Origin of the sequence: Flavobacterium sp. N1736, from assembly GCF_025947065.1 — a bacterium.
Taxonomy (GTDB): domain Bacteria; phylum Bacteroidota; class Bacteroidia; order Flavobacteriales; family Flavobacteriaceae; genus Flavobacterium.
Map to the genome: position 1 here is coordinate 1,632,758 of NZ_CP109994.1, position 26,468 is coordinate 1,659,225.

The 26,468-nt window shown below is 37.2% G+C and carries 15 protein-coding genes and 1 pseudogene; 7 read left to right on the forward strand and 9 right to left on the reverse strand.

Annotation, left to right across the window (positions count from 1 at the left end):
- Nucleotides 1-139: 139 nt before the first annotated feature.
- The 5 genes and pseudogenes from metQ to OLM54_RS07105 all read right to left on the reverse strand — a co-directional run bounded on the left by metQ (nt 140) and on the right by OLM54_RS07105 (nt 4,969).
- Entirely contained in the window at nt 140-958 is an 819-nt protein-coding gene (gene metQ / locus OLM54_RS07085; RefSeq protein WP_264537892.1) for a methionine ABC transporter substrate-binding lipoprotein MetQ, read from the reverse strand.
- 111 nt (nt 959-1,069) lie between these two features.
- Nucleotides 1,070-1,723, reverse strand: a complete 654-nt coding sequence (gene metI / locus OLM54_RS07090) for a methionine ABC transporter permease MetI (RefSeq protein ID WP_264537893.1) — start codon at nt 1,721-1,723, stop codon at nt 1,070-1,072.
- Nucleotides 1,716-2,747 carry a methionine ABC transporter ATP-binding protein MetN gene (gene metN / locus OLM54_RS07095; protein ID WP_264537894.1) on the reverse strand — a complete coding sequence of 344 codons (1,032 nt, stop codon included), beginning with the start codon at nt 2,745-2,747 and terminating at the stop codon, nt 1,716-1,718. Before metN ends, metI begins: the two co-directional genes overlap by 8 nt.
- Nucleotides 2,748-3,318: 571 nt before the next feature.
- Nucleotides 3,319-3,531, reverse strand: coding sequence for a hypothetical protein (locus OLM54_RS07100; protein ID WP_264537895.1), 213 nt, complete (start codon nt 3,529-3,531; stop codon nt 3,319-3,321).
- A gap of 209 nt (nt 3,532-3,740) precedes the next feature.
- Nucleotides 3,741-4,969: pseudogene (locus OLM54_RS07105) on the reverse strand (PQQ-dependent sugar dehydrogenase).
- Nucleotides 4,970-5,496: 527 nt separating this feature from the next.
- Between OLM54_RS07105 and OLM54_RS07110 the strand changes: the two are divergent.
- From OLM54_RS07110 to OLM54_RS07140, 7 genes are read left to right on the forward strand one after another with little or no spacing between them, the layout of a single operon-like run.
- Nucleotides 5,497-6,036, forward strand: a complete 540-nt coding sequence (locus OLM54_RS07110) for a phage tail protein (RefSeq protein WP_264537896.1) — start codon at nt 5,497-5,499, stop codon at nt 6,034-6,036.
- Nucleotides 6,037-6,079: 43 nt separating this feature from the next.
- Nucleotides 6,080-6,619 (forward strand): phage tail protein, encoded by a 540-nt coding sequence (locus OLM54_RS07115; RefSeq protein ID WP_264537897.1) that lies wholly within the window; start codon nt 6,080-6,082, stop codon nt 6,617-6,619.
- Nucleotides 6,620-6,636: 17 nt separating this feature from the next.
- Nucleotides 6,637-7,173: a phage tail protein gene (locus OLM54_RS07120; protein ID WP_264537898.1), complete on the forward strand. Its 537-nt coding sequence runs from the start codon at nt 6,637-6,639 to the stop codon at nt 7,171-7,173.
- Between the two features lie 53 nt (nt 7,174-7,226).
- On the forward strand, nt 7,227-8,357 hold the full coding sequence (locus OLM54_RS07125; RefSeq protein ID WP_264537899.1) for an ABC transporter substrate-binding protein: 1,131 nt from the start codon (nt 7,227-7,229) through the stop codon (nt 8,355-8,357).
- Nucleotides 8,354-9,292: a formyltransferase family protein gene (locus OLM54_RS07130; RefSeq protein WP_264537900.1), complete on the forward strand. Its 939-nt coding sequence runs from the start codon at nt 8,354-8,356 to the stop codon at nt 9,290-9,292. Before OLM54_RS07125 ends, OLM54_RS07130 begins: the two co-directional genes overlap by 4 nt.
- A gap of 16 nt (nt 9,293-9,308) precedes the next feature.
- Nucleotides 9,309-16,235 (forward strand): T9SS type A sorting domain-containing protein, encoded by a 6,927-nt coding sequence (locus OLM54_RS07135; RefSeq protein ID WP_264537901.1) that lies wholly within the window; start codon nt 9,309-9,311, stop codon nt 16,233-16,235.
- A gap of 51 nt (nt 16,236-16,286) precedes the next feature.
- Nucleotides 16,287-17,138: a PorT family protein gene (locus OLM54_RS07140; protein ID WP_264537902.1), complete on the forward strand. Its 852-nt coding sequence runs from the start codon at nt 16,287-16,289 to the stop codon at nt 17,136-17,138.
- Nucleotides 17,139-17,202: 64 nt separating this feature from the next.
- On the opposite strand, the gene OLM54_RS07145 is transcribed toward OLM54_RS07140, so the two are convergent.
- The 4 genes from OLM54_RS07145 to OLM54_RS07160 all read right to left on the reverse strand — a co-directional run bounded on the left by OLM54_RS07145 (nt 17,203) and on the right by OLM54_RS07160 (nt 26,433).
- Nucleotides 17,203-19,134 carry a sialate O-acetylesterase gene (locus tag OLM54_RS07145; RefSeq protein ID WP_264537903.1) on the reverse strand — a complete coding sequence of 644 codons (1,932 nt, stop codon included), beginning with the start codon at nt 19,132-19,134 and terminating at the stop codon, nt 17,203-17,205.
- A 385-nt stretch (nt 19,135-19,519) separates the two neighbouring features.
- Entirely contained in the window at nt 19,520-21,148 is a 1,629-nt protein-coding gene (locus tag OLM54_RS07150; protein ID WP_264537904.1) for a DUF5597 domain-containing protein, read from the reverse strand.
- 212 nt (nt 21,149-21,360) lie between these two features.
- The gene (locus OLM54_RS07155; protein WP_264537905.1) at nt 21,361-23,328 is read right to left on the reverse strand and encodes a RagB/SusD family nutrient uptake outer membrane protein; all 1,968 of its coding nucleotides are present in this window, start codon (nt 23,326-23,328) and stop codon (nt 21,361-21,363) included.
- A 12-nt stretch (nt 23,329-23,340) separates the two neighbouring features.
- Nucleotides 23,341-26,433 carry a SusC/RagA family TonB-linked outer membrane protein gene (locus OLM54_RS07160; protein ID WP_264537906.1) on the reverse strand — a complete coding sequence of 1,031 codons (3,093 nt, stop codon included), beginning with the start codon at nt 26,431-26,433 and terminating at the stop codon, nt 23,341-23,343.
- Between the last annotated feature and the right edge of the window lie 35 nt (nt 26,434-26,468).

Sequence of the window (26,468 nt, forward strand, 5' to 3'; positions counted from 1 at the left end):
GAATAGCTATAAATAGGTACAGTAAAAAACTTCTTTTGTAAATAAAAGTGTATATATCTCACTTATTGTTATAAAAACAAAAAAACGCTAAACCCGAAGATTTAGCGCTTTCCTTTTATTTGTACAATCTGGTTTTATATTACCATCCTTTTACAGCTCCGCCTTTAAATTCACGAATGGCTGCTTTTTCGACTTCTACAGATTGAAATGCTTTTAAAAATTGTTTTACTTTTTCCTGATTTTTATTGTCTTCTCTGCTCACGACAAGGTTTACATAAGGAGAATCTTTATCTTCAACAAACAAAGCATCGTTGGCTGGAACTAAACCGGCTTGCGAAGCAAATGTATTGTTGATAATGGCAATAGATACATTTTCATCATCTAATGCTCTTGGCAATTGCGGCGCTTCTAATTCTAATATTTTTAATTTCTTAGGATTTTCTGTAATGTCTGTTACTTTTGGAAGCAAACCTACGCCGTCACGAAGTTTTAATAAACCATTTTTTTGCAAAAGCAATAAAGAACGTCCGCCATTTGTTGGATCATTTGGAATAATAATCGTGCTTTCGTCTTTAAGTTCTGAAAGGTTTTTTATTTTTTTTGAATATCCTGCAATCGGATAAATAAATGTTTTACCAATTATTGCCAGTTTGTACCCTCTTTGTTTTGATTGTTCGTCAAGATATGGTTTATGCTGAAACGCATTGGCATCGATATCGCCCTGACTTAACGCTTCGTTTGGAATAACATAATCATTAAATGAAACCAATTCAACTTCAAGTCCGTATTTTTCTTTTGCTACTTTTTGTGCTGCTTGCGCTACGGCATATTCGGGTCCTGTTGCTACGCCAACTTTTATATAATGCGGGTCGTCATTTTTGGCTTTGCCACAATTTGTTATAATAAGTGACAGGGCTATAATTCCGGCTGTTTTTAAGATGTTATTTTTAGTAATCATATTTTTTATTTTTAATTATTGTTGTTTGTGTTTAAGGCAAAGTTTTTTTTTCTCTCGCAGATTGAGCAGATTTTTACTTTTTTTATTAGTGCGAAATTTGAACCTTTGAACCTATCTATGATCAAATCGTTTTGATAAAGCGTCTCCGGCAAACTGAATAACAAATACCAAAAGTACCAGTAATGCCAGAACCGAGTTCATTGTTACGGCATCATAACCAATATATCCGTATTGATAACCAACTTGTCCTAAACCGCCTGCGCCAACTGCTCCGCCCATTGCAGAATATCCAACTAATGTAATTAAGGTTATCGATGCTGCATTTATTATTGATGGCAACGCCTCAGGAAGCAATACTTTGTAAACGATTTGAAACGGTGTTGCGCCCAAAGCTCTTGCGGCTTCGATTAATCCTGAAGGCAAACCTAATAAACTATTTTCTACAAGTCTGGCAATAAATGGTGCTGCGCCAATACTTAACGGAACTAATGCTGCGCTTACGCCAATAGAAGTTCCTACAAGCGCTCTTGTAAACGGAATCATCCAGACAATTAATATAATGAATGGTATTGAACGGAAAATATTGACCAAAACAGATAACGATCTGTTTAAAACGGGCTGTTCTAATATTTGATTTTTTCGGGTTAGAAAAAGTAAAACTCCTGTTGGAAGTCCTAAAGCAAAACCAAAAAAGCCCGACACAAATGTCATTACTATAGTTTCCCAGGTTCCTTTTAATAATAATTCAAAAATGGATTCAGACATAACCTATGATTTCTGTTTTAATGTGTTTAGAGATAAAATATTGAATGGCGGCATCGTAATTTTCGCGTTTACCGGATAATTCGATCAGCATAACGCCAAAATTAACTTCGCCCGCCTGATCCATTTGGGCAGAGATAATTTTAAAATCGGTATCGAATAATCTCGAAACTTCTGAAATTACAGGCTCATTAACGGATTTTCCGGTCATTTCAAGTCTCAATAGCGGATTTAAAGTTCCGTTATCTTCTTTTTGAAGTTTATCCTGATATACAGACGGAATGTCAAGATGTAATGACGAAGCAATAAATTCTCTTGTTAATTCATGTTTTGGGTCGGCAAAAATTTCTCCTACACTTCCCTGCTCTATCAATTCTCCGTGACTAATTACGGCAACCTCATCGCAAATAGATTTTACGACTTCCATTTGGTGTGTAATCAATAAAATGGTGATGTTTAAACGACGATTGATGTCTTTCAATAATTCTAAAATAGATCTTGTCGTTGCGGGATCAAGCGCACTTGTAGCTTCATCGCATAAAAGCACTTTCGGATTATTGGCTAATGTTCTTGCAATGGCTACTCTTTGTTTTTGACCTCCGGAAAGGCTTGCGGGATAATCGTTTGCTTTTTCTTGTAAACCTACTAATTGCAGCAATTCGCGAACGCGTGTTTCTATTTCTGATTTTGATTTTCCGACTAATTCTAATGGAAATGCTACATTTTCGAAAACGGTGCGTGACGAAAGCAGATTAAAATGCTGAAAAATCATTCCAATTTGTCTTCTTTCAATCGCAAGCTGTGCGTTTGATAATTGCATTAATGACTTTCCGTCAACGATAATTTCTCCCGAAGTTGGTTTTTCCAAAAGATTCACACATCGAATTAATGTGCTTTTTCCTGCTCCCGAAGTACCAATTACACCAAATATTTTTCCTGGCGGAACTTTAAGTGAAACATCAGCTAAAGCAGTAACAACTCTGTTTTTTTGATGAAACGTTTTGGTAACATTTTTTAATTCAATCATTATTTTAATTCAATTTTTTAATTGTGCTTTGAACGCTGAAATTTTCTATTTAATAAAATTTAAAACAATAAAAGCCTTTCAAACATTATGAAAGGCTTTCGAATAAATGCTATTATTTTTTTATATAAGCCAGACATTATTGCATTACAACATAACAACACATCATGATGCTGCTGTTATAATACTTGATATTCTGGTTGTTGTTTTTCATTGCTGCGGCAAATTTAAAGAGATAATTTGAATTAAAAGGTATAAAAATGTAAAACTTTTTAAACCCTATCAATATAATAGACTAATTAAAAAATCAGGTGTGAATTACTAATTATTTAACAGAATAATTTTGAGGTTTCTATTTAATTTATTGTTTGCAGTTTAATTGCAATACATTGGCGTTTAAAGGCTGTGCCGGCATTATTTTTTTTACTGATAAACTCATAAATTCTAAATTTTAAAATAAAACCTGCAGTAACAAATACTGCAGGCTTTCCTTGAATCAATAATTAACATTTAAAAAGTAACTTGAATCAAAACATAGATTAAAAATCTAACCTATTTTCTTTACTATTTTTTACTACTTTGTGGTTGTCGCTGTTGAATCTTTTCTTAAAGTAATGGTGTCCGGAGAAACTGATGTACTATCAATTGTAGTATTCATACTGTCAACTGTAGTTGTTGTCGAATCATAAGTGGTTTCTGCCGGAACGGTTTCATTCTTTTTACAAGAAAATGAAAGTCCCGCTAAAAGAACAAGCAAAGCGATTTTGGATTTGATACGTGTTTTCATAATAATAGGGTTTTATTAATACTAATGATTTCAAAATTAAACTTTAGTGCGCTGATTCTATTACACAATTATTTTTACTTCTTACAGAATAAAACACATAAACAATTCATTACAAATTAATTACCAAAGTATATAACAATAAAAAAGGTGCATTGCTGCACCTTTTGGTCATGTTTAATAAATAAGGAAAGTAGTTAATGTTGAATTGATTATTTTTTATCAATTCTATAAAGTCTGCCCTGATCTGTAACGGCATATAAAGCGCCGTCTGTTCCTTGGGTAATATCTCTGAATCTTTGATTTTCGCTGGCAAGAAGTCTTTCTTCACCAATTACTTTATTGTCTCTTATAGCAAGTCGCACAATATGAGTTGCGCTTAATGAACCTATAAAAAGATTGTTTTCCCATTCCGGTACACGATTTCCGGTATAGAAAGTCATACCGCTTGGCGATACAACAGGATCCCAATAATAAACAGGCTGTTCCATTCCGTCTTGTTTTTGAATTCCTGCTCCAATTTTCTCTCCGCTATATTCAATTCCGTACGTAATTGTTGGCCATCCATAATTAGAACCTCCTTTAATACGATTAATTTCGTCGCCTCCGCGTGGTCCGTGTTCACTTTCCCAAACTTCGCCTGTAACCGGGTGAAGCGCCAAACCTTGTGGGTTTCTGTGTCCTATAGAATATAATTCCGGTAATGCACCACTTTGGCTAAATGCAGGATTTCCTGATGCCGGCTGACCATCTTTGGTTATTCTGACAACTTTACCCAAACCTGCGGTAACTGATTGTGCCAAAGGTCTGGTTTCGAGTACAGAACGTTCTCCGGTACTTACAATAAGATTTCCGGTTTTATCAAATAGAATTCTTCCGCCATAATGAAGTGTGCTTGCATTTGCAGGATTGGCGCGATAAATTACTGTTGCGCCTTCTATGGTTTTTTCATCATTAGATAATCTTCCTTTGGCAACTGATGTTTGATTTCCGCCTGTTGATGCTTCTGAGAAAACCCAGTAAATCATTCTGTTTGCAGAAAAATCAGGATCAAGAACCAAGCCTAATAATCCGCCTTGTCCGGCAGCATTTACGGCTGGAGCACCTGTAATAGCGGCACTTACTACTCCTGCTACAGTTACAATTCTAAAAGTTCCTGCTTTTTCAGTTACTAATAATCTGCCATCAGGAAGACTTTTTACGCCCCACGGAGCAGCCAAATTCGATGTTATTATTTTTCCTTCATAAGGTGTATTTGTCTGTACACCATTAATACGGGTTTGTCCTGTAAAAGCAGGTGTATAAGCTGTATTTGGTGTATTTGTTTCTACGGGATTTGTAATAGTACCCGATCTGTATCTGGTGTTTTGTCATCATTTGAACAACTTGTTAATGCCAATAATGCACCGGCCAGAATAGCAATGTAATGTAGTTTTTTCATGGTATTTGGGAGTTTAAATTAAAAATAAGGCAGTAATAAATAGGTTTAACAGAAAAAAACATAAGATTTTACTTCTTTTTTGTTTTAATTGAAACAAATTTCCTAAATTTATGAATATAAAATCTTACATAATTTAACGCAAAACTTATACAATTAATTGTTTTATTAGAAAAAAGTTTATAAAAATCTTTAATATGTTAGACTTTTTATTAATCTGCCCTAACATGAAAAGGTGGTTTCATGACATGAAAATCCCGCTTCGTGACATAATTTTCTGCTATTGCGTACCCGATGTATATTTTTGAATTAATAAGAGATTGAAAAATCAAATTTTGAAATGCATATTATTCAGCGTTAATATATTATGAATTGTGTGCTTCAAAATCAGGTATAAATACTTGTTTTTGAACTGGCTATATACAGTAATTTAGCATTGTACTAAAATACCTGCATGGTGCATTTTCTTTTATAAAAACAAAGTGACAAAATAAAATATCTAATCTATTAACTAACTAAACTATCAACTTATGGATGGCACAGTAGGAGAAATCCGTCTTTTTGCGGCTAATTTTGTACCAAGAAATTGGGCTTTTTGCAATGGCACGCTAATTCAAATAAGAAGTAATACAGCATTGTATTCTATTTTGGGAACCGTTTATGGCGGCGATGGTACAAATACTTTTGGTTTACCGGACCTTAGAGGTCGTGTTGTTGTAGGCGCTGGTCAGAGTGCGGGACTTTCTTTTTATGGTCTGGGACAAATGGGAGGTACAAATAGTGTAACCTTACTCGAAACAAATTTGCCACCACACACACATATTTCTTCTGGTTCAGTATCTATTCCTGCTTATTCTGATGGTGGAAATGCTAATACGCCAAGCGGAAATATTCTGGCGTCTGTATCAGCTATGTATAGTGATCAGGGTGGAGACAGTAAAATGAAACCAACTACTTATCCTGTAGCTGTTAGTTTTACCGGAAATGGTAATCCGTTGCCTTTAAATCAGCCTTCGCTGGGTATGAATTATATCGTTTGTATGTTCGGAGAGTTTCCACAACGCCCGTAATACATTAATAAACAAGCTATTTTTTAAACTTAAAATATTTTTTATGGAAGGAACTATAGGAGAAATTCGAGTATTCGCAGGCAACTTTGCTCCGGTAAATTGGGCAATTTGCAATGGCGCTTCATTATCAATTGCAGAATACGAGGCACTTTATACCTTAATTGGTACCACTTATGGAGGAGACGGACAAGTAACATTTAATGTTCCTAATCTATGCAGCCGTGTTCCGGTTGGCGCAGGTCAAGGGATTGGGCTTCCTAATATAATACTTGGTCAGATTGCCGGTTCAGAAAGTGCATCAATGTCATCAAATCAAATGCCGTCACATAATCATATTGGTACAGGTTCAATTTCAATTCCAACATTGAATGAAGCTGATACTTTAGGTTCTCCAACTGATGCAGAATTGGCAGGTTTACCGGCAGCATATTCAACAGAAGTTGCTGACTCTTTCCTTAAAGCAGAAACCTCAACGGTGACTCTTACTCCTACGGGACAGGGACAGCCTTTTAGCATTATGCAGCCTTATACGGCTTCAAATTATATTATTTGTACACTAGGTGTTTTCCCATCTAGAAATTAATCTTAAAAAAAACTATCATGGACGGAACAATGTCAGAAATTCGCTTATTTGCTCCAGATTTTGCCCCTAAAAACTGGGCGCTTTGTGCAGGACAACTATTAGCTGTAAGTACAAATCAGGCACTTTTTAGCCTTCTTGGTACTACATACGGAGGAAATGGTGTTCAAACCTTTGCTTTACCGGATTTTCGAGGACGTGTGCCTATGGGTACAGGACAAGGAAGTGTTAATCCATATGTTTTGGGACAGCGACAAGGAACGACTACTATAACGGCAACTCTTTTAAATTTACCAACACATACACATGGCGGATCGGGCAATTATGCCATTTCAGCTTATTCTGATGAAGGTAATAGCGGATCTCCGCAAGGAAATAGTCTTGCTTCTTTAGGAGGTCTTTATTCTACTAAAACGCCTAATTCATTTTTGCGCCCTGTTGTACCGGCAATCACCATAGGTCCTACCGGTAACAATCAGCCAATATCAGTACAGCAGCCTTATTTAGGAATGAATTATATAATATGTCTGAGAGGAATTTTTCCTTCAAGAAATTAATCCCATTTACCCATTAGAAAAACCTCTAATGGGTTAAAATTTTACTATTGCTTATGAAAATAGCTTTACTTCTAACCCGTTCTGTAATTTACCCTTCCATGGCTTTTGATATTATGGATGGTTTTAAATCTTCCTTAAAAAAATCAGGAATAGATGGAGAGCACGAAATAGTATCTGCCAACATTGGAGTTGGTGGTAAAAACGAAGAAATTTATGTTTGCTGCGAGCAGTTATTGCTCAGTAATACTGATATTGTTGTGGCTTACATAAATCCGCTTGCTGCTGAATTCATAAATCCGCTTTTTGAAAATTCAGGTAAATCATTAATTGTCATAGACAGTGGTTATCAATTTCCTCATTTTCAGGGAAAATTATCAAATACTCATTTTATTTCATTAGAAGGCAATTTATGTTCTCGTGTTATTGTAAATAAAGCTGTGGAAGAAGGCAAAAAGAATTTTGCTTTTACCTGTTCTTTTTATGATGCAGGATATCGTCCGCCATATACTTTTTCTACTTCGGCTGAAGATAAAGGCGCTTTGATTTGTTACAATCATGTAACTCCTTTAAAAAAATCAGATATTAATCTGGCTCCGCTTGCCGAATATCTTGAACAAAATACTGATGTTGCTTTACTAGCTTCCTTTTGTGGAGATATGGCTGAAGATTTTTTTAGAGAAGCAGCCAAATTTGATAGTATAACTTCCGGCAAAACGTATGGAAGCGGTTTTACAGCTGAAGAACTTTGGCTGAATAAAATACCTCATCCCGGTTATAATTGGAGTTGTGCTGTTCCGTGGTCTCTTCATCTTTCGAATAAAGAAAATCAGGAATTTGTAAGCACAATGGAAAGTATTCGCGCCAATAAAGCCAATCTGTTTTCGCTTTTAGGATGGGAAGCCGCTTTGTTTATAGCCGCTTCAAATAGAAAATCGTTAGATGAAATTACAATTCATTCTCCACGAGGAAATGTTTATATGAATGGTGAAACGGGATTTTCTGAAGCTCCTGTCTATTATGCAGAAGTTACCAAAAATGAAAAAACAGGAAACTGCATTTTAGAGGATATTAAAGAGGTTAACAATTTAGACGAAGAACGCATTCGTTTGCAGCATCATATTATTGCGATACAAAACGAATCATCTAATTCATGGTTTAATGCTTATGCTTGTCTAGAATCATGAGCAATACAAGAGACATAGCAGTTTTATGTAATAATCGTATGGCTTTTGCGGCGATACAAACACTGTTTAGTATCAACAGGTTACATACTATTGCAATTCCGGAAGGCAATGAAGATGTTCATGCTTTTTGCTCTGTTTTTACAACTCAGACAGGTATTGATTTTATTGTATTGAAGAAAGAAAAACTAAAGGATCAACTACAGAAACTGACCGAAAATACAGCTTTGAAATATATTTTTTCAATGACATTTCCATGGAAAATTCCTGTTGAAATTATAAAATCTGCTCCAGATTTATTTTATAATTTCCATTACGGACTTTTACCTGAAATGCGCGGTGCTGATCCTGTTTTTGAATCTATTCGACAACAAAAAAAAGAAACCGGAATTACTGTTCATGCTATCGAAGAAAAAATTGACACGGGAACTATTGTATTAAAAAAAACAATTCCATTAGATACCGAGTCAACACATGGAATGCTGTGCACTAATTTATCTTATCTGGGAGCACATCTTTTACCAGAATTGCTGGTTCTTTTACAAAACAAAAGCAAAGGTGCTGTTCAGGATGAAAGTATAACCAATTACTATAAAAAACCAACTGCCGGTGATGTATGTATTCGATGGGAACATCAGGATGCAAAATCGATACAGGCATTGGTAAGAGCTTGTAATCCCTGGAACAAAGGAGCTTACACGCAATGGAACGGATGGAATATTCGTATTCTCGAAGTGTCCGAAACTGATCGTATTAATGAACATTTGCAAATACCCGGAACCGTTTTAGAAGTAGATGAAGCAAAAGGTTTGGTGATACAATGTTATAACAATACACATCTTCGTATAAATACTGTTTATACAGATGAAGGCTTTATGAGCGGGCACAAATTGCTCGCTTTTGGTATGAAAAATGGCGAGCAATTTGCCTCTTTATAATCTAACTAACTTTATTATGAAACATTTTTACTCTCAAATTAAAAATTTTATAAATATCGCCTTATTTCTAGGGATATTTCTACAGAGTTACGTAGGTCACTCTCAAACCCTGGCAGCCGGTGATTTGGTTTTTACCGGATACGATTCGAATTTTACACCATCTGCAACTGTAAGTGATATTTTTTCGTTTGTATTATTAAAAAACGTCCCTGCCGGAACACAAATCAGTTTTACAGACAGAGGTTATTTTGGCGGAACCTGGCAAGCTGCTCTTGGCACTGAAGGGGCCGTAACCTGGACAACAGGAACTTCGATTGCTTTGGGAACCGAAATAATAATAAACGGTCTTACAGCATCTACCTACAATAATGCTACGAATGTCTCAACACCAAACGGTACTGTTGCCTTAACAGACGGAACAATGGTAAATGGATTGCATTTATCAAATGTAGGAGATCAGATAATAGCGTTTCAGGGCGGCGGCGGTTCTGTTACCGGTGCCGGAGTAACATTTATTTCCGGAATACATTATTTCTATTGCAACGCCGGTACCGGAACTTCACAAGCATCATGGGATGACCTGGCTTGTGCCGACGGTCCAAATTCTTCTGTTTTGCCGGTAGGTCTTACAGGCGGAACAGATTCTTTTTATACTGGTACGCTGGCAGGAAATATTTTAGCTAAATCGGCAAGATTTAACGGAAGCGGAACTCTTTTAACTGCTGCTCAAATTAGAACTGCTGTACTTAATCCTGCTAATTGGGAACTTTCTACAACAGGACTTACAATGCCGTCTGACGCACCTTTCTTGGGAGTGTTACCTACAGTAACAAATCCTCCAAACAGAACTGTTTGTCCGGGTACTAATACAACATTTCCTGTTACTGCAACTGATGCTACAAGTTATCAATGGCAAGTAAATACCGGAAGTGGTTTTACTGATCTTACCAATGTTGCGCCGTATTCAAACGTAACAACTGCAACTTTGACTATAACAGGAGCAACTGCTGCAATGAGCGGATATACGTATCGTATTGTTGCTACCGGAGCGGGATCTGCAACTTCAAATCCTGCAACGCTTTCGGTTCCTAATATGACGATTACGACAACTGCACAAACTAATCCAACTTGTAATGGAGGTACGAATGGTTCTGCAACACTAACTGTTAGCGGAGGCATACCGCCATATACGTATTCCTGGTCTCCTTCCGGAGGCACCGCAGCAACTGCAAGCAATCTTGCTGCCGGAACTTATACGGTAACTGTTACTGATAATATTGCCTGTTTTAAAACTCATACTGTTACTATAGTAGAACCAACTATAGGACAATCTTCGCCTGCTATAACGATGCAGCCTAGTACTTATGCATCTTGTGCAGGATCTAATGCTGCATTTAGTGTTACTGCATCGAATACTGCCAGCTATCAATGGCAGGTAAACAGTGGTTCAGGTTTTACTAATATTACTAATGGAGGAACAAGCCCAAACTATGCCGGTGCTACTACTGCAAACCTTGCTATTAATGCTGTTACACCAGCAATGAACGGGTATTTATACAGAGCCGTACTTACAAGTTCGTGTTCAAATACTACACCAACAAATGGATTAGCTCAGCTTATTGTAAATACTCTTCCAGTAGCTACAGCAACACCTGCATCTCAAACTATTTGCAGCGGTACATCTCCTAATATTGCTTTAACTTCTACGCCACCCGGTGCAACTTTTGCATGGACAGTGGCTACAGCAAGTGGTTCTGTTACCGGAGCTACTGCAAGTTCAGGAACATCTATAAATCAAGCTCTTACCGGAAATGGTACTGTTATTTATACCGTAACCCCAACTTTAAACAGTTGTCCGGGTACTCCAATTACTGTAGCTATTACTGTAAATCCATTACCTGTAGCTACCGCAACACCTTCTTCTCAAACTATTTGCAGCGGTTCTGCAACTAATATTGCGTTGACATCTACTCCAACTGGTGCAACTTTTGCATGGACAGCAACTTCAACCGGTACTGCCAGCGGAGCTTCTGCAAGTTCAGGAACATCAATCGCTCAAACTTTAACAGGAAGCGGTACTGTTACTTATACGGTAACGCCTACTATAAATGGTTGTCCCGGTACGCCTATTTCAGTTGTTATAACGGTGAATCCATTACCTGTAGCTGTAGCAACTCCGGCATCTAAAACAATTTGCAGCGGAACATCTCCTAATATTGCTTTAACATCAACACCAACCGGAGCAACTTTTGCATGGACAGCAGCTCTTACAAGTGGTACAGTTACTGGTTTTTCTGCTAGTTCAGGAACAACTTTGAACCAAACCCTTAGTGGCGATGGTGTTGTAACTTATACAGTAACCCCAACTTTAAACGGTTGTCCGGGTTCTCCTATTACAGTACCAATAACGGTAACTGGTTTAGCCTCCATAACTGCACAAGCTTCTAATAGCGCTATTTGTGCAGGAGGAAGTACCACTTTTAGCGTTGCAGCCATTAATGCTTCAAGTTATCAATGGCAGGTAGATACCGGAAGCGGTTATAGTAATATTACAAATAATGCTACATACGCTGGTGCGCAAACTGCGACACTTACTATATCTGCAGCTACAGGAACGATGAATAATTATTCATATCGTGCAATTGCAACTGGTACCTGTAATTCTGATACATCGCTTAGTCGTACTTTAACAGTAAATGCTGTTGTTGCTAATCCATCTCATACTAATGTAAGTTGTAATGGTGGTAGTAATGGTACAGCAACTGTAACTCCTTCAGGAGGAAATACTCCATATACTTATCTTTGGTCTAATGGAGCTACATCGCAATCAATAACAGGATTAGGTACAGGAAATTATAGTGTAACTATTAAAGATGCTAATCTTTGTGAAACGACTCAAAACTTTACAATAACAGAACCGGCAGTATTAACAGCATCAGCAGGAACGGTAAACAATACAAGTTGTAATGGCGGTTCTAATGGTTCTGCAACTGTTACAGTTACCGGAGGAACAGGAACTTATACTTACTTATGGGCACCATCTGGCGGTACGGGAGCAACAGCTTCAGGACTTGCCGCAGGTACTTATACTGTAACGGTAAAAGATGCCAACTTATGTCAGACAACACAAAGTTTTACAATAACAGAACCTACTCTGCTTACTGCAACAACATCTCAAACAGATATATTGTGTAACGGAGCTGCAACAGGATCTGCAACGGTAAACGTAACCGGAGGAACAGGAACTTATACCTATTTATGGTCACCTTCTGGAGGAACTGCTGCAACAGCATCAGGACTTACTGCGGGAACTTATACGGTAACAATAAAAGATGCCAACTTGTGTCAGATAACAGAAAGTTTCACAATCAATCAGCCAAGTGCATTAGTTGCCACACCAGTAGCACAAACGAATATAGGATGCCGTACTGACGCTACAGGATCTGCAACGGTAAGCGTAACCGGAGGAACAGGAACTTATACCTATTTATGGTCACCTTCTGGAGGAACTGCAGCAACAGCTTCAGGACTTACTGCGGGAACTTATACCGTAACAGTAAAAGATGCCAACTTATGTCAGACAACACAAAGTTTTACAATAACGCAGCCGGCAGCAATTTTGTCTGCAACAACGGCATCAGTTGGTGTTAGCTGTTTTGGAGGATCAAACGGAAGTGCTTCTGTAACCGCATCTGGCGGAACTCCAACATATACATATGCATGGGCACCTCTTGGTGGTACAGGATCATCTATTAGCGGAAGACCTGCAGGAGACTACACTTGTACAATTACAGACGCGAACGGATGTTCAATTGTAAAAAACATTACAATTTCGACTCCTGCAGCATTCTCTGCTACAACTTCTCAAACAAATGTATCTTGTAATGGCGGAAGTAACGGTTCTGCAACTGTAACAGCAAGCGGAGCTACGGCACCTTATACCTACGTATGGTCACCAACTGGCGGTACAGCTGCTACAGCATCAGGATTACAAGCAGGAACTTATACAGTTACCATTACAGACGCTAATACTTGCGTTTATACTGTAAATGTTACTATAAATCAACCTGACGCTTTAACAGTAACACCATCGCAAACCAACGTACTTTGTAACGGTGGAGCAACCGGATCTGCAACTGTTAGCGCAACAGGCGGAACCGGAACATACACCTATCTTTGGTCACCTTCTGGCGGAACTGCTGCAACTGCAACAGGATTAGCATCAGGAAATTATAATGTTTTAGTGACAGATGCTAATGGATGTTCTTTCACTCAAAGCTTCATTATCACGCAGCCTGCAATTTTAGCAGCTACAACATCTCAAATAAATGCAACTTGCAGTACTGGCGGACAGGCAGCTGTTACTCCATCAGGCGGAACAACACCTTACACCTATTCATGGTCTAACGGAGAAACAACGCAAATCGTAACAGGATTATTAGCAGGAAATTATTCTGTAATAATTACAGACGCAAATGGCTGTACACTTACTAAAAACTTTACAATCACTACTACAAATACATTAACAGCTACTACATCTCAAACGAATGTTTTATGTAATAGTAGCAATACAGGAACTGCAACTGTTGTACCATCAGGAGCGCCGGGACCTTTTACGTATGTTTGGTCGCCTTCTGGCGGAAATGCTGCAACAGCAACAGGACTTACAGCAGGTAATTATTCTGTAACAATAACTTCTGCAAACGGATGTTCTACTGTAAAAAACTTTACAATTACAGAACCTACTGCAATAGTAGTTACACCATCTCAAATAAATACTTCATGTAATGGAGGTGCTAACGGATCTGCATCGGTTGTCGTAACAGGCGGAACCGGAGCTTATACTTATCTTTGGTCACCAACTGGCGGAACTGCTGCTACAGCTTCAGGACTTTCAGCAGGAACTTACACTGTAACAATAAAAGATGCTAACTTATGCGAAGCAACTCAAAGTTTTACTATAACACAGCCAGCTGCTTTAGTGGTTGTACCATCTCAAAGTAATGTTTCTTGTAATGGAGGAACAAACGGATCTGCAACTGCCACAGTAACAGGCGGAACCGGAGCATACACTTATATTTGGTCACCAATTGGCGGAACTGCTGCAACTGCAACAGGATTAGCCGCAGGAACGTATAACGTAACTGTAACAGATGCCAACTTTTGTCAGACAACACAAACGTATACAATAACAGAACCTGCTGTACTTGCTGCAACAACATCACAAGTAAATGTATCTTGTAATGGACAAAGCGATGCATCGGCTACTGTAAATGTAACAGGCGGAACTGGTATTTATGCTTATTCATGGTCTCCATCTGGCGGAACTGCTGCAACAGCAACCGGATTAAGTGCAGGAAATTATACAGTAACTATTACTGATGCAAACAGTTGTGCTATAACAAAATCTGTAACTATAATAGTTACTCCGGATGTTACAGCGCCAGTACCTAATGTAACGAATCTTCCTGCTATTACGAACTATTGTTCAATTTTATCAGCCGAAATCGCTATACCAACAGCAACTGATAATTGTGCAGGAATAATAACAGCTACAACAACAGATCCTTTAAGCTATACAACCGTAGGTAATTATGTAATTACATGGTCGTATAATGATGGAAATGGAAACATTACGACACAACAGCAAAACCTTAGTGTACTTGCTTCACCGTTAAATCAGGTTACTTTTAGCAATGCCGAATTTACTTTTAACGGAAGTGTTCGTACCATACAAGTTGCAAATCTTCCTGCGGGAGCAAGCGTAGTTTATGCTACAACCCCAGCAACAGGAACATTAAACGGAGCTGTAAATGCAGGTCTTTATACTGTTACCGCAACAGTATCACCAGCGGTAAGTTCGCCAAATTGTTCACCAATTACGCTTACTGCTCAGCTTACTATCAAAAAAGCGGCACAACAAATTACATTTGGTGCATTACCGGCAAAAATTCTTGGAGCAAATAACAACTTCAATTTAGATGCCTTTTCAAATTCAGGTTTACCAATACGTTATTCATTTACATACACAGCTGCATTGCCACCGGCAAATGTTACAGCAAGTGGTTTAGTAAGTATGATACGATCAGGATCATTGTTAATTACAGCACATCAGGATGGTGACAGCAACTATTTGCCTGCTGCTGATGTTTCTCAAACACTGGTAATCAAAAACAATGACGTAACCGTTACAAGTATTACTATTGGCGGTCAGGTTTATAATAATCCTGCAACTAATATTACCTATGTAATGCAATGTGGACAAAGCAACGTAAACATCGCTATTTTAAATAATACAAATGCGACGATTACGCCATCTGCTAATTTTACAATTGCGCCTCCTAAACCTGGAATATACACGCAAAACGTAACCCTTACATCTGAAGATGGAAGTACTACAGCAAACTACACAATTAGAATAGAAAAACCATTTGGATTCTACGATATTGTGAAACAAAAATTCAACAATGTATTGCTTGTAAACAACAATCCACAAACAAATGGAGGTTATGAATTTGTTGCGTACCAATGGTTTAAAAACGGTCAGTTAATTGGAACAGGACAGTATTATACTGCCGGAAATGATACTAACAACGTATTAGATCCTACAGCAGTTTATAGTGTAAAAATGACAACCAAAGATGGGAAAATACTTCAAACTTGTGAGTCAGCCATTACACTTCAAAATACATTACTGGCAAAACTTTATCCTAATCCGGTTGAAGTTGGAAAAATACTTACCGTAGAAGCTGATTATCCTGCAGAAGATTTAGCAGACATGCAAATTTCATTGTACTCTGTTACAGGTCAACTGATTAAAACAGTTCAGTCATCTTCAGTAAAAACGGAAATACAATTACCGGCAGCGACTGAAGGCAATATGTATCTGGTAGTTCTTGAAGGAGCCAACATAAAAAAATCATTCAAAGTAATTGTAAAATAAATAAACCTGCCAGTATCAGATAAAAATGGTACTGGCTAATATAACTTTAAGATGAAAAAATATATAAGCAATCCTATAAAATCATTAGCAACTATTGCGGCAATTATAATAATATGCCTCAATAGTTATGCTCAGGATAAAAAACAGGAAATATCGATATCAGTTGGCGGTCCGTTTTCATTTATCAATTACAATTCAGTTGGCGAAGTACAGCCCGGAAATGGTTTTAATGCCGGAATCCGTTATTCTTATTACCTAAACGAAGGTTTAAGCGTTGGTGTTGGCGTTGAATATCAAACCTATAAATCTGATGGGAAATTTGGATATCTGGCAGGACAATATATGACGACAGATGCCGAAGATGAAAATTTTCAGTTTAGATACAGAGCCACAAACGTAAGAGAAGAACAAAAATTGGGTTACATAAATGTTCCAATCCAAATTCAGTTTGAAACACCAGGAACATCACAATTATATGTTGCCGGAGGTGTTAAAATAGGATTTGCAGCAAGCGGAACGTACGAAACCAAAATGCAAAATCTTACTACAAGCGGTTATTATCCACAATATAATGTTGAATTATTCAGCCCTGCGTTTGCCGGATTTGCAAGCACAGATAATATTAAAACAGACAAACAGGATATTGATACCGATGTATCGTATTCTGCGACATTTGAAACCGGTTTAAAACAAAAAATCGGAGACAGAAGTTCTCTTTATATTGGTGTGTATTTAGATTATGGATTAAATAATATCTATGATAAAAACAACGATAAAAATCTGGTTCAATACAATGCCGAATTGCCTGTGCAATTTAAATATAACAGCGTACTGGAAACTCCATTCGCAAACGATGTACGATTAATTTCGTATGGTCTTAAATTACGATTTGCCTTGCGTTAATTGTAATTTATTTTTCAATAAAGCCGGTTTCTGGGGGGAAACCGGCTTTATTTTTTTCTGTATTTTAAAGTTTATTTTCTAAAGACAAATCAGACTCAAAAGGCGAAGCCGGCAAATTTTCTTTATTGTATAAATTTGCATCAACCGGATTATCTGCCCAAGCATATCTTACTTTATAAGGATTTAAAACCGAATCGCTAAAAACAACAATTTTATCTCCTTCAATAACTGCATTTGCCCAAACAAATTTACCATCATTTCCTGCAATAGAAAATCCTTTTAACGGCGTATTATCTTTCGTTTTTAAACCTGAACCAATATCTGTAAAACTTAAAATGAGTTTGTTTTCCTTTAACTGCATTGCTTTAAAAAGTGGTCCCGAAGCAACCAAATTCTTTTCGCCATACACTATTTTTCTAGCCAATAACGAAAGTCGTTTTCCAACATCATATTTGTTTAAAGGATGAATATCATTCCATTCACCCAAATCGATCGTAACCGCCATTCCTGTATTTGGAACCGTCAAAGTGTTTTTTTGCTGCTGCCTTAGCGCCGCCCAATTACTTTCTGCAGGTTCTGTTTTGGGATCCATAAAATTAGTAAGCTGAACAAATAAAAACGGCAGATTATTATCTTGCCATTGCGATCTCCAATCTGATATTACGGTTTCCATCAAAGCCAGATATTCTGATGGTTTCTTGGTACTCGATTCTCCCTGATACCAAAGAATTCCCTTAACCGAATAATTTTTCAAAGGTGCAATCATGGCATTATATAATCCAACAGGTTTCCATCTTATAAAAGTTTGAGACGGCAACGGAAGCATTTTTGCTCCCAGTTTATACTTCCACAAACCCTGCAAATTAATAGTATCATTCCCTATAACCAATTCATACGGTTTATCAATAACAAAACCTCCCCTGCCCGAATTATTGATAACGCGAACAGCAATTTCATTTTTGCCTTCTTTCAAAATATTGGCATTAAACGAATACTTTCTTGGCGGATACATATACGAAGTCGTTCCCACAAATTGCCCGTTTACGTAAACAGAATCAGCATCTACAATTCGTCCTAAAATTAATTTTGCGTTCTTATCTTTTACCTTGTCCAAAACAAATTCTTTTCTAAACCAAACCACTCCGTTTATATTTCCCAATTCGCCATCAGCCCAATAACCCGGAATATTCATTTCTTTCCAATCAGCAACATTCAGATCTGCGTTTTTCCAATTACTTTTTAAACCTTCATCTGTTTTATTGACTAATTGATACCAATCGTTATTTACTTTTTTATCGTTTGTTTCGATTTCAGTAATAATATTTTTATTTCGAAATTTCTGGTATTCCAAATCATATTCAGGAAACTTTTTAATACTGGCAGCGCTTATCCACGATTCTGCCGGAGAACCGCCCAAAGCCGTGTTTATTAATCCAATCGGAATTTTATATTTCTCATAAATTTCATTCGCAAAAAAATAACCAACACCCGAAAATTGCAAGATATTTGTTGGCGTTACCGCAACCCATTCTCCCGAAGGCAAATCAACATTTTCCTTTTCAAAATCATATTGATCCGGTACTAAAAATTGCCTGATATTCGGATTCTCCGCTTTAGCGACAATATCTTTGTATTTATCCTTTAAGCGTTCCATTGGCAATTCCATATTCGATTGTCCGCCACAAATCCACACATCACCAAACAGAATATTTTTTAAAGTAACAGAATTACTTGCTTTAAAAGTCATTTCATAAGGTCCGCCCGCTTTTTGCGATGGCAAATTAATCGTCCATTTTCCGTCTTCGGAAGCTGTCGTTTTATATGTTTTACGATTAAAATCAAGCTGAATATTTTCTTTTGGCGAAGCCCAACCCCAAATTTTGACAGGAACATCGCGTTGCAAAATCATTCCGTCGCTTATTAAACGTGGTAATTTTATTTGGGAATTTACTCCGATGCTGAAAAGGAATATTATTAGCAATATTATTTTTTTCATTTGATATCTTTTATGTTTTTTCGTCACGAATGACATGAATTTTCTCTATTTTTTTTGCCACAGATTGTACAGATTTAATAGATTTTTTCTAATCATTTTAATCCTTTAATCTGTGGCAATATTATTATTTTTATTTTTTTTGCCACAGATTGCACAGATTTAATAGATTTTTTTTAATCTTTTTAATCCTTTAATCTGTGGCAATATTTTTATTTTTTTTGCCACAGATTGCACAGATTTAATAGATTTTTTTAATCTTTTTAATCCTTTAATCTGTGGCAAACATTTCATCTGGATTGTCAAACCAGACAGGTTTTAAAACCTGTCTGGTTTAATATAGCAGACGTTCTAATCTTTTTAATCCTTTAATCTGTGGCAAACTAAATTACTCATAACTATACAACTTCACTTTTTGAATCTCAAAATCATCAACCGCAATTCGAACATGTCTTCCCTGATGGGTTTGATCACCATTAAAATGCCTGAAAGTTTTCCAGACATTATTTTCAAAATTACCCTGATCGACTTTTAAAATTCCGGCATTTAAATTTTTATCTTTCAAAGATTTAAAAGTAACCACAATTCCTGAACCGGCGATATAAAACTCATCCGGTGTAATTTCAATAATTATCGCACTTGTCATTGGCCAGATTTCCTGTTTTGCACCATCGGACCAATTTAAGGTATAATCGTGTTTAAACGTAAATTCATAATTGCCTAATTTAATGATTTGCAACTGATTTTCTTTATCTAATAAAACGCCGTCAATTTTATGCAAACCTTTATTTGCTTCAATAACAGGCATTAATTGATTAATCAAATTATATATTTTGCCCAAAGTTTCTTTTTTTCCATCCGCAACAGATTCAATAGAAAAAGGCGAAAAACCTATAGCTTCATAATGTCCTATCGCATATAAACCTTTAAACGGAGCCGTAGCGTCAAATTTATGCTCCGGAATAAACAACGAATTTCCCTGACGAATAAATAAATCATTCCAGTGTTTAAAATTTGGATTATAAAAATCAGGCGAAAGAAAATCTACAGAAGTTGCCGCCGCCTGCCAAATATCCATTAAATGCGGTAACGGTCCGGCGCTTGGATATTGTCCCGGTTTCTTTTCGGGCGCATTTAAAGCTGCATTTACAAACATCGGAATGTTATAACTTTCTTTTCCCGCTTTAGCAACTTTATTGGTGAATTTCGCAAAAAACCAAGCCATGAAAATTTCATCTGTAGAAAGCCCTTTTCCAAAAACCTGTTCCCAGTTTCCGGATGTTTTAAAACCATTTTTTTTCCATAGTTCTAAAAATTCGGGAACTAAATTTTCTTTGTTTTTTTGCATGTATTTTAGCAATTCTGCTGGAACATCTTTCTTAAATTCTTCATTTGCCAACGGATTATAATCTCTTGCAGTTGGTAACATTCCAATTTCATTTTCGACCTGAATCATGATTACCGTCTGCTCATTTTTATCAAAATCCTTAATGTGCGACATCAGTTTTTGAAATGCATTTAAATCTGCCTGCACATTATTTTCGCTAAAAGGCGTCAGGATTTCATGACTTTTATTTTGATCATCTTTAACTCTTGGAAATTTTTTCTGGTTCAATTTTACCCATTCCGGCGCGTGACTTGACATACTGTTTTTCCAGGATCCAAACCAAAGAAAAACCAGTTTCAGGTTTTCTTTTCTCGCTCTCACAATTAAATTATCGACAAGCGAAAAATCAAATTTACCTTCCTCCTTCTCGATCAATTCCCAATAAATGGGTGTTAAAACCGTGTTGAGGTTCATATCTTTCAATTTCGTCCAGATCGGTTCCATGCTTTCCATACTCGTAGCCGAAGAATTTCCCAACTCTCCGCCCAGAATTATAAAAGGTTTTCCGTTTACGATCAATTGTGTTTTATCTCCTTTTTTTTGAAGATTGGGTGTTTTATTTTGGCTATAGCCGAATTGCATTACAAAGAACACAATTATAAAAACGATATTTTTTATGGAATTGATCATTATTAAAAGTTTTATTTTAATACCGACAAAGTTCAAAGCGTACTTATTTTAACACATAGAAACATAGACTTTTTTCTATTTAAAAGAATACAAAAAGAAACAAGTTTCTCACACATAGCTATGTGATTTTAAATAAGTGAAACGCCTTTTCACGGTTCTATTGGCTATGTTTCTATGTGTTTAAAATTAAAACGCCCAGACTAACTTAAACTTTAGTAACCAGGATTTTGATAATTTAATTTATCTGCCGCCGACATTTCCATTCCGTCTAATTGCGACGTTGGAATTGGGCGAAGATAATTGGCAACAGAAATAGTACGTGTAAATGTTTTTACAGAATGATCTTTCCAGTCGTTTGGGTTTGTTGCGCCCGCAATCGTAAAAGATGCACCATATTCTATCCAGTTTTGTGTGCGCGCCAAATCGTACCAGCGATACCCTTCACCAAAATATTCGCGTGAACGTTCTGCTAAAATATAATCAATATCAATAATTGCCGGAGTTGCTGCTGTCATTGCTACGCTGTTATCCTGCACTTTAGCAACATTTCCTTTGTTATAAAAACTCCATTTTCCGGCTCTCGCGCGAATTACATTAATCAAATCTCTGGCACTTTTACCACCCTGAATAGTAGCGCCTTTTACAGCAGCTTCGGCAGCAATAAAATACAATTCAGAAAATTTAGCAATCGGAAAAGGGCGTGTGCTGCTTCCGTTTGGAGATCCTAAACCGGTTCCGTTATCGGTACGATAAGGTCCAAGTTTCCAGTTACCCGGATAACAAATTCTTGAAATCACACTTGGCTCGATAACAAAATCTGATCTTCCCGGCAATACTCCCGCTCCAATTGTACTGTTAAATACGGCATTAGAGTAATCAACACCACCAACATCTGAATCAAGAAAAGTAAATACGGCATCTCCATTTGTAATTGGCAAATAATTTGCGTTATACAAAGTCTGATTTGCCATTCCGCCTTTCGCCCAATTTCCACGATAAGCAGTTGTAAAAGTTCCGTCGTAACGGGAATCGTTTGTTTTATCGGCAAAAGTCTTTTTAAATACTTCTATAGGCGGTGCAAGCATTGTCCACGGACGTCCTAAAGGCTGCGCAGCTTCACGCTGAACAGAACTTACCGCTGCCCAACTCGTATTACTTGTAGAACTTCTAACAATTGTATAATTAAACTGACCAAACCATCCCGCAAAATAATCGGTACTAAAACCTCCTCCGCTATAACTCAAATCGCCACCGTTATAAGTTGAACTCGATTGGGTGTGATCTGCATATAATAATATTTCTTTATTACGGTCTTTTGTTGCCACATTTACATCATAAAATGTAGGCTGTAAACCAAAAGATCCCGGATCGTTTATGGCTGTTACGGCAACATCATAAGCTTGTTGAAAATACCAAGCAGGATCGTGTCCGTCCAGATCTTTTCTGTCTGATGCAGGATAAGTTGGTATATTTTTAGGATTTTGAAGCCACCATCCATAAGTTAAATAGGCTTTTGCCAAATAAAATCTGGCAGTCGTTTTTGTCAATCCTCCGGTAACTCGTCCGGTAACAGGCAAATCTTCGATCGCTTTTATTAAATCAGGAAAAATGGCTTTGCTGTATACTTCAGGAACTGTATTTCGTGCAGAGAATCTGGATGTTGATGAATTAAATTTTAATTCTCCCGCACCAAGATCTAACGGAACACCCCCAAAAGTTTGCACAAGCATGAAATAATCGAAAGCACGAAAAAATCTTGCCTCTGCAATAAGTGCCGGCGAAATACTGCCTATCTTGGTTGCATTTTCTATAACGCCGCTTGCGGTATTAATATTAGGAAACGCATTATTCCAAAGTACTCCGGTATTACTTGTTGAAGGATCGATTACACCAACTCCTGAGAAATCCAGATTTTTGACATTTCCATCTGAACTCTGACCCCAGGTTGATTCATCTGTAGCAATTTGACCTACGTTTAAAAAATAACCGTTGCCATACATATAACGCAAGTGCCCGTACATTGAGGTTACTCCGCCCAATACACCTTCGGGAGTTGAAAAATAATCAGGTGTAAAAATAGCACGTGGTTTTTCATCCAATATATCATTAGAACAGCTTAAAAGCACTAATGAAAGTACGGCTGTAGCAATGTATTTATTAAGTTTTATATAATTTTTCATCTTTATCTGTTTTTAGAATGTTATGTTAAGACCTAAAATCATGTTAAAAGACTGCGGCGTATTGTATCCCACAGTAAGTAATCGGCTCAGGTTTGCAGCATAAGCCACAGCCATATTGGCACTGTCATTTGCATACGAATTGGTTTCAGGATCCATGCCTGATTGTTTGTGGTAAGGTGAATATATTACCCACGGATTCTGAACGGTACAATAAAGTCGAAGTCTTTCCATTCCGGCGGTTTTTATCCAGTCTTTTTGCAGATTATAACCAAGCGTAATTGTTTTTAATTTTACATACGAAGCATCAAAATAACCAAGTGTCGAACCGTATTTTGGGTTATTACTGTCTGTTGGTCCTCCCGGTAACGGAAATTGTGCATCTGTATTTGTTGGTGTCCAGTAATCTACATCAATTTGACCTCTGCGTCCGTCATTGATATTTAGATAACCGTTTGAACCATAAAGTGTACTGTTTAAAATACCGCCGCTTTGAAAAATTCCTACTATCGTAAGATCAAATCCTTTGTAGCCGACTCTGGTATTAAAACCACCCTGAAAATCAGGATCTGCGTTTAAAACCTGTCTGTCATCGGCACCAATTAATCGTGTTGGCGTTCCATCTGCGTTACGTGCTCCGGTATATTCAACTTTAACCATTCCGGCAACTCCCGCAGCTCCTTCGTATAATTTTGCTTCGGCATCTGTTTGATAGATTCCCACTTTTTTATAATCGTAAATGACGTTCAGCGGTTTACCAACAAACCACCAGTTCGTTTTATCTTCGGTTGTTCCTGAAGCTAATGAAACCAATTTGTTTTTATTGCTGTAAATATTCGCTCCAACATCCCAACTCCAGCCTTCATAATTGTCTAAAATCACTCCGTTTAACGAAAGTTCCCAACCTTTGTTTTGTGTCGAACCAACGTTACCGACATAACTGTTTACTCCGGAAGTTACCGGTAAATTCACGCTTAATAAAAGATCTTTTGTGTCTGTTGTATAATATTCTACGGTTCCCGATAAACGGTTTTTGAACATTGAGAAATCCAAACCATAATTTGTTGTAATAGAATATTCCCAGCCTAAATTAGGATTTGGCAACGTCGATACATAATATCCGGTGGCATTTGCAGCGCCAAAATTATAAGGTCTTGTACTTAGATTTCCGAGTGTGGCGTATGGCGCAACAGACTGATTTGAAGTTTGTCCGTAACCAACACGCAATTTTAAAGCATCAAGCCATGAAACATTTTTCATAAAAGATTCTTTCTGAATATTCCATCCCGCTGATATTGCCGGATAACTGTGCCATTGATTCGACGGCGCCAGTCTTGATGAAGCGTCAGAACGGTAAGTGGCACTTAACATATAACGATCTGCATACGAATACATTCCGCGAACCATATACGACATTAATCCGCTTTGTGTATAGGTTTGATTGTTGTTATCGATCGTAATATCATTATTATCACCTGTTGAAGTTTGTCCTAAATTAAAATATTGAAAACCGTCTCCGGCAATATTTCTTCTTGAAATTAAGGAACTATTGTAAGTCGTTTGTTCTGATGAATACATGGCAAGCGCGCTTACTTTATGTTTTTCGGCAAAAGTATGATCGTAGGTTAATAAACTTTCAATGGTCCAGCTGGTGCTTAACGAATTTCCTATCGAAGCCACATTAGGATTATTAACGTTTGAATTGAAAACGCCAATTCCGGTATAATTTCCTGAATTAGTCGTACGGATATTTCCTCCCATATTCACTCTGGCTTTTAATCCGTCAATGGCTGGAATTTTTAATTCGGCGTAAGCAGAATTATAAGATGCAAAAGCCTTGTTTCTGTCAACCCATTTATCGCCTAGATTTTTCATGGTTTCTCGTGTGTAAACCCAGTTTTCGTCTTGTGGCATTCTAACGGTTCTTTTTATAGAACCATCTGCGTTATACGGATTTGCAATTGGCGACATACTCAAAACGCCGTACATTCCTAAACTTGCACCATCAGTAATGCTGTAATTATTATTTGAGGCAAAGCCAATGCGCAGCAAACCCAATTCCTGATCAAGACCTGCACGAACCGAATAACGATTGTATTCTGAACCCGGAATTACCGCCTGATCTTTGTAATAGTTAACGCCAAAATTGTAATTTCCTCTTTCACTTCCACCCGTAACAGCCACATCATGGCTTGTTACAATTCCGGTTCTGTAAAATAAATCCTGCCAGTCTGTATTTACATCATTCGATTCATCTGCACCATTCACTAAATTTTTTCCCGCCAGTTTACGAAATTCAACATATTTTGGTCCGTTCATCATGGGATATTTTACGGCATCTTTAAAACCTGTGTAGGTATTATATGCAATTTGTGCTTTTTGCCCTTTTGTTCCTTTATTACTCGAAACCAGAATTACACCATTTGCACCTCTGGAACCATAAATGGCAGTTGCTGATGCATCTTTTAAAATATCAATACTTTTAATATCGTCCGGACTAATATCTGCCAATGTTCCTGAAAACGGAATTCCGTCCAAGACAATAAGCGGATCATTTCCTGCTGTTAAAGATCGCGTACCACGAATACGAACCTGCATGGTCGCGCCCGGTTTTGTAGATGTTTGTGTCATTTGCACGCCCGCCAAACGTCCCTGCAAAGCTTGCGTAACGTTTGCCGAAGGTACTTCGCGTATTACATCCCCTTTTATCGAGGCAACAGATCCTGTTACAGCTTCTTTGCGTTGTGCACCGTATCCAATAACTACAACTTCTTGTAATGCATTTGAATTTTCTTCTAATACGACATCAATTTTACTTTTTCCGTCTGCCAAAACTTCTTTGGTCGATAAACCCAGAAAACTAAAAACCAGCACTCCGTTTGAAGGAACATTGGTAATCGTATAATTTCCATCAAAACCGGTAACAACTCCGGTTTTTGTACCCTTAATGTTCACATTTGCACCCGGAATTGGTCCGTTTGCATCAGATACAATTCCTGTTACTGTTGTTTGTGCATTTGCGCTTATGGAAAACACAAACAGTAACGTTAAAAATCCTAAAAATCGTAGGAGTTTTAATTTGCTTTTAGTACTTAAAAAGTCAGTCATAAAATAATGGTTTAATAGTTAATAGTATGGTTTTG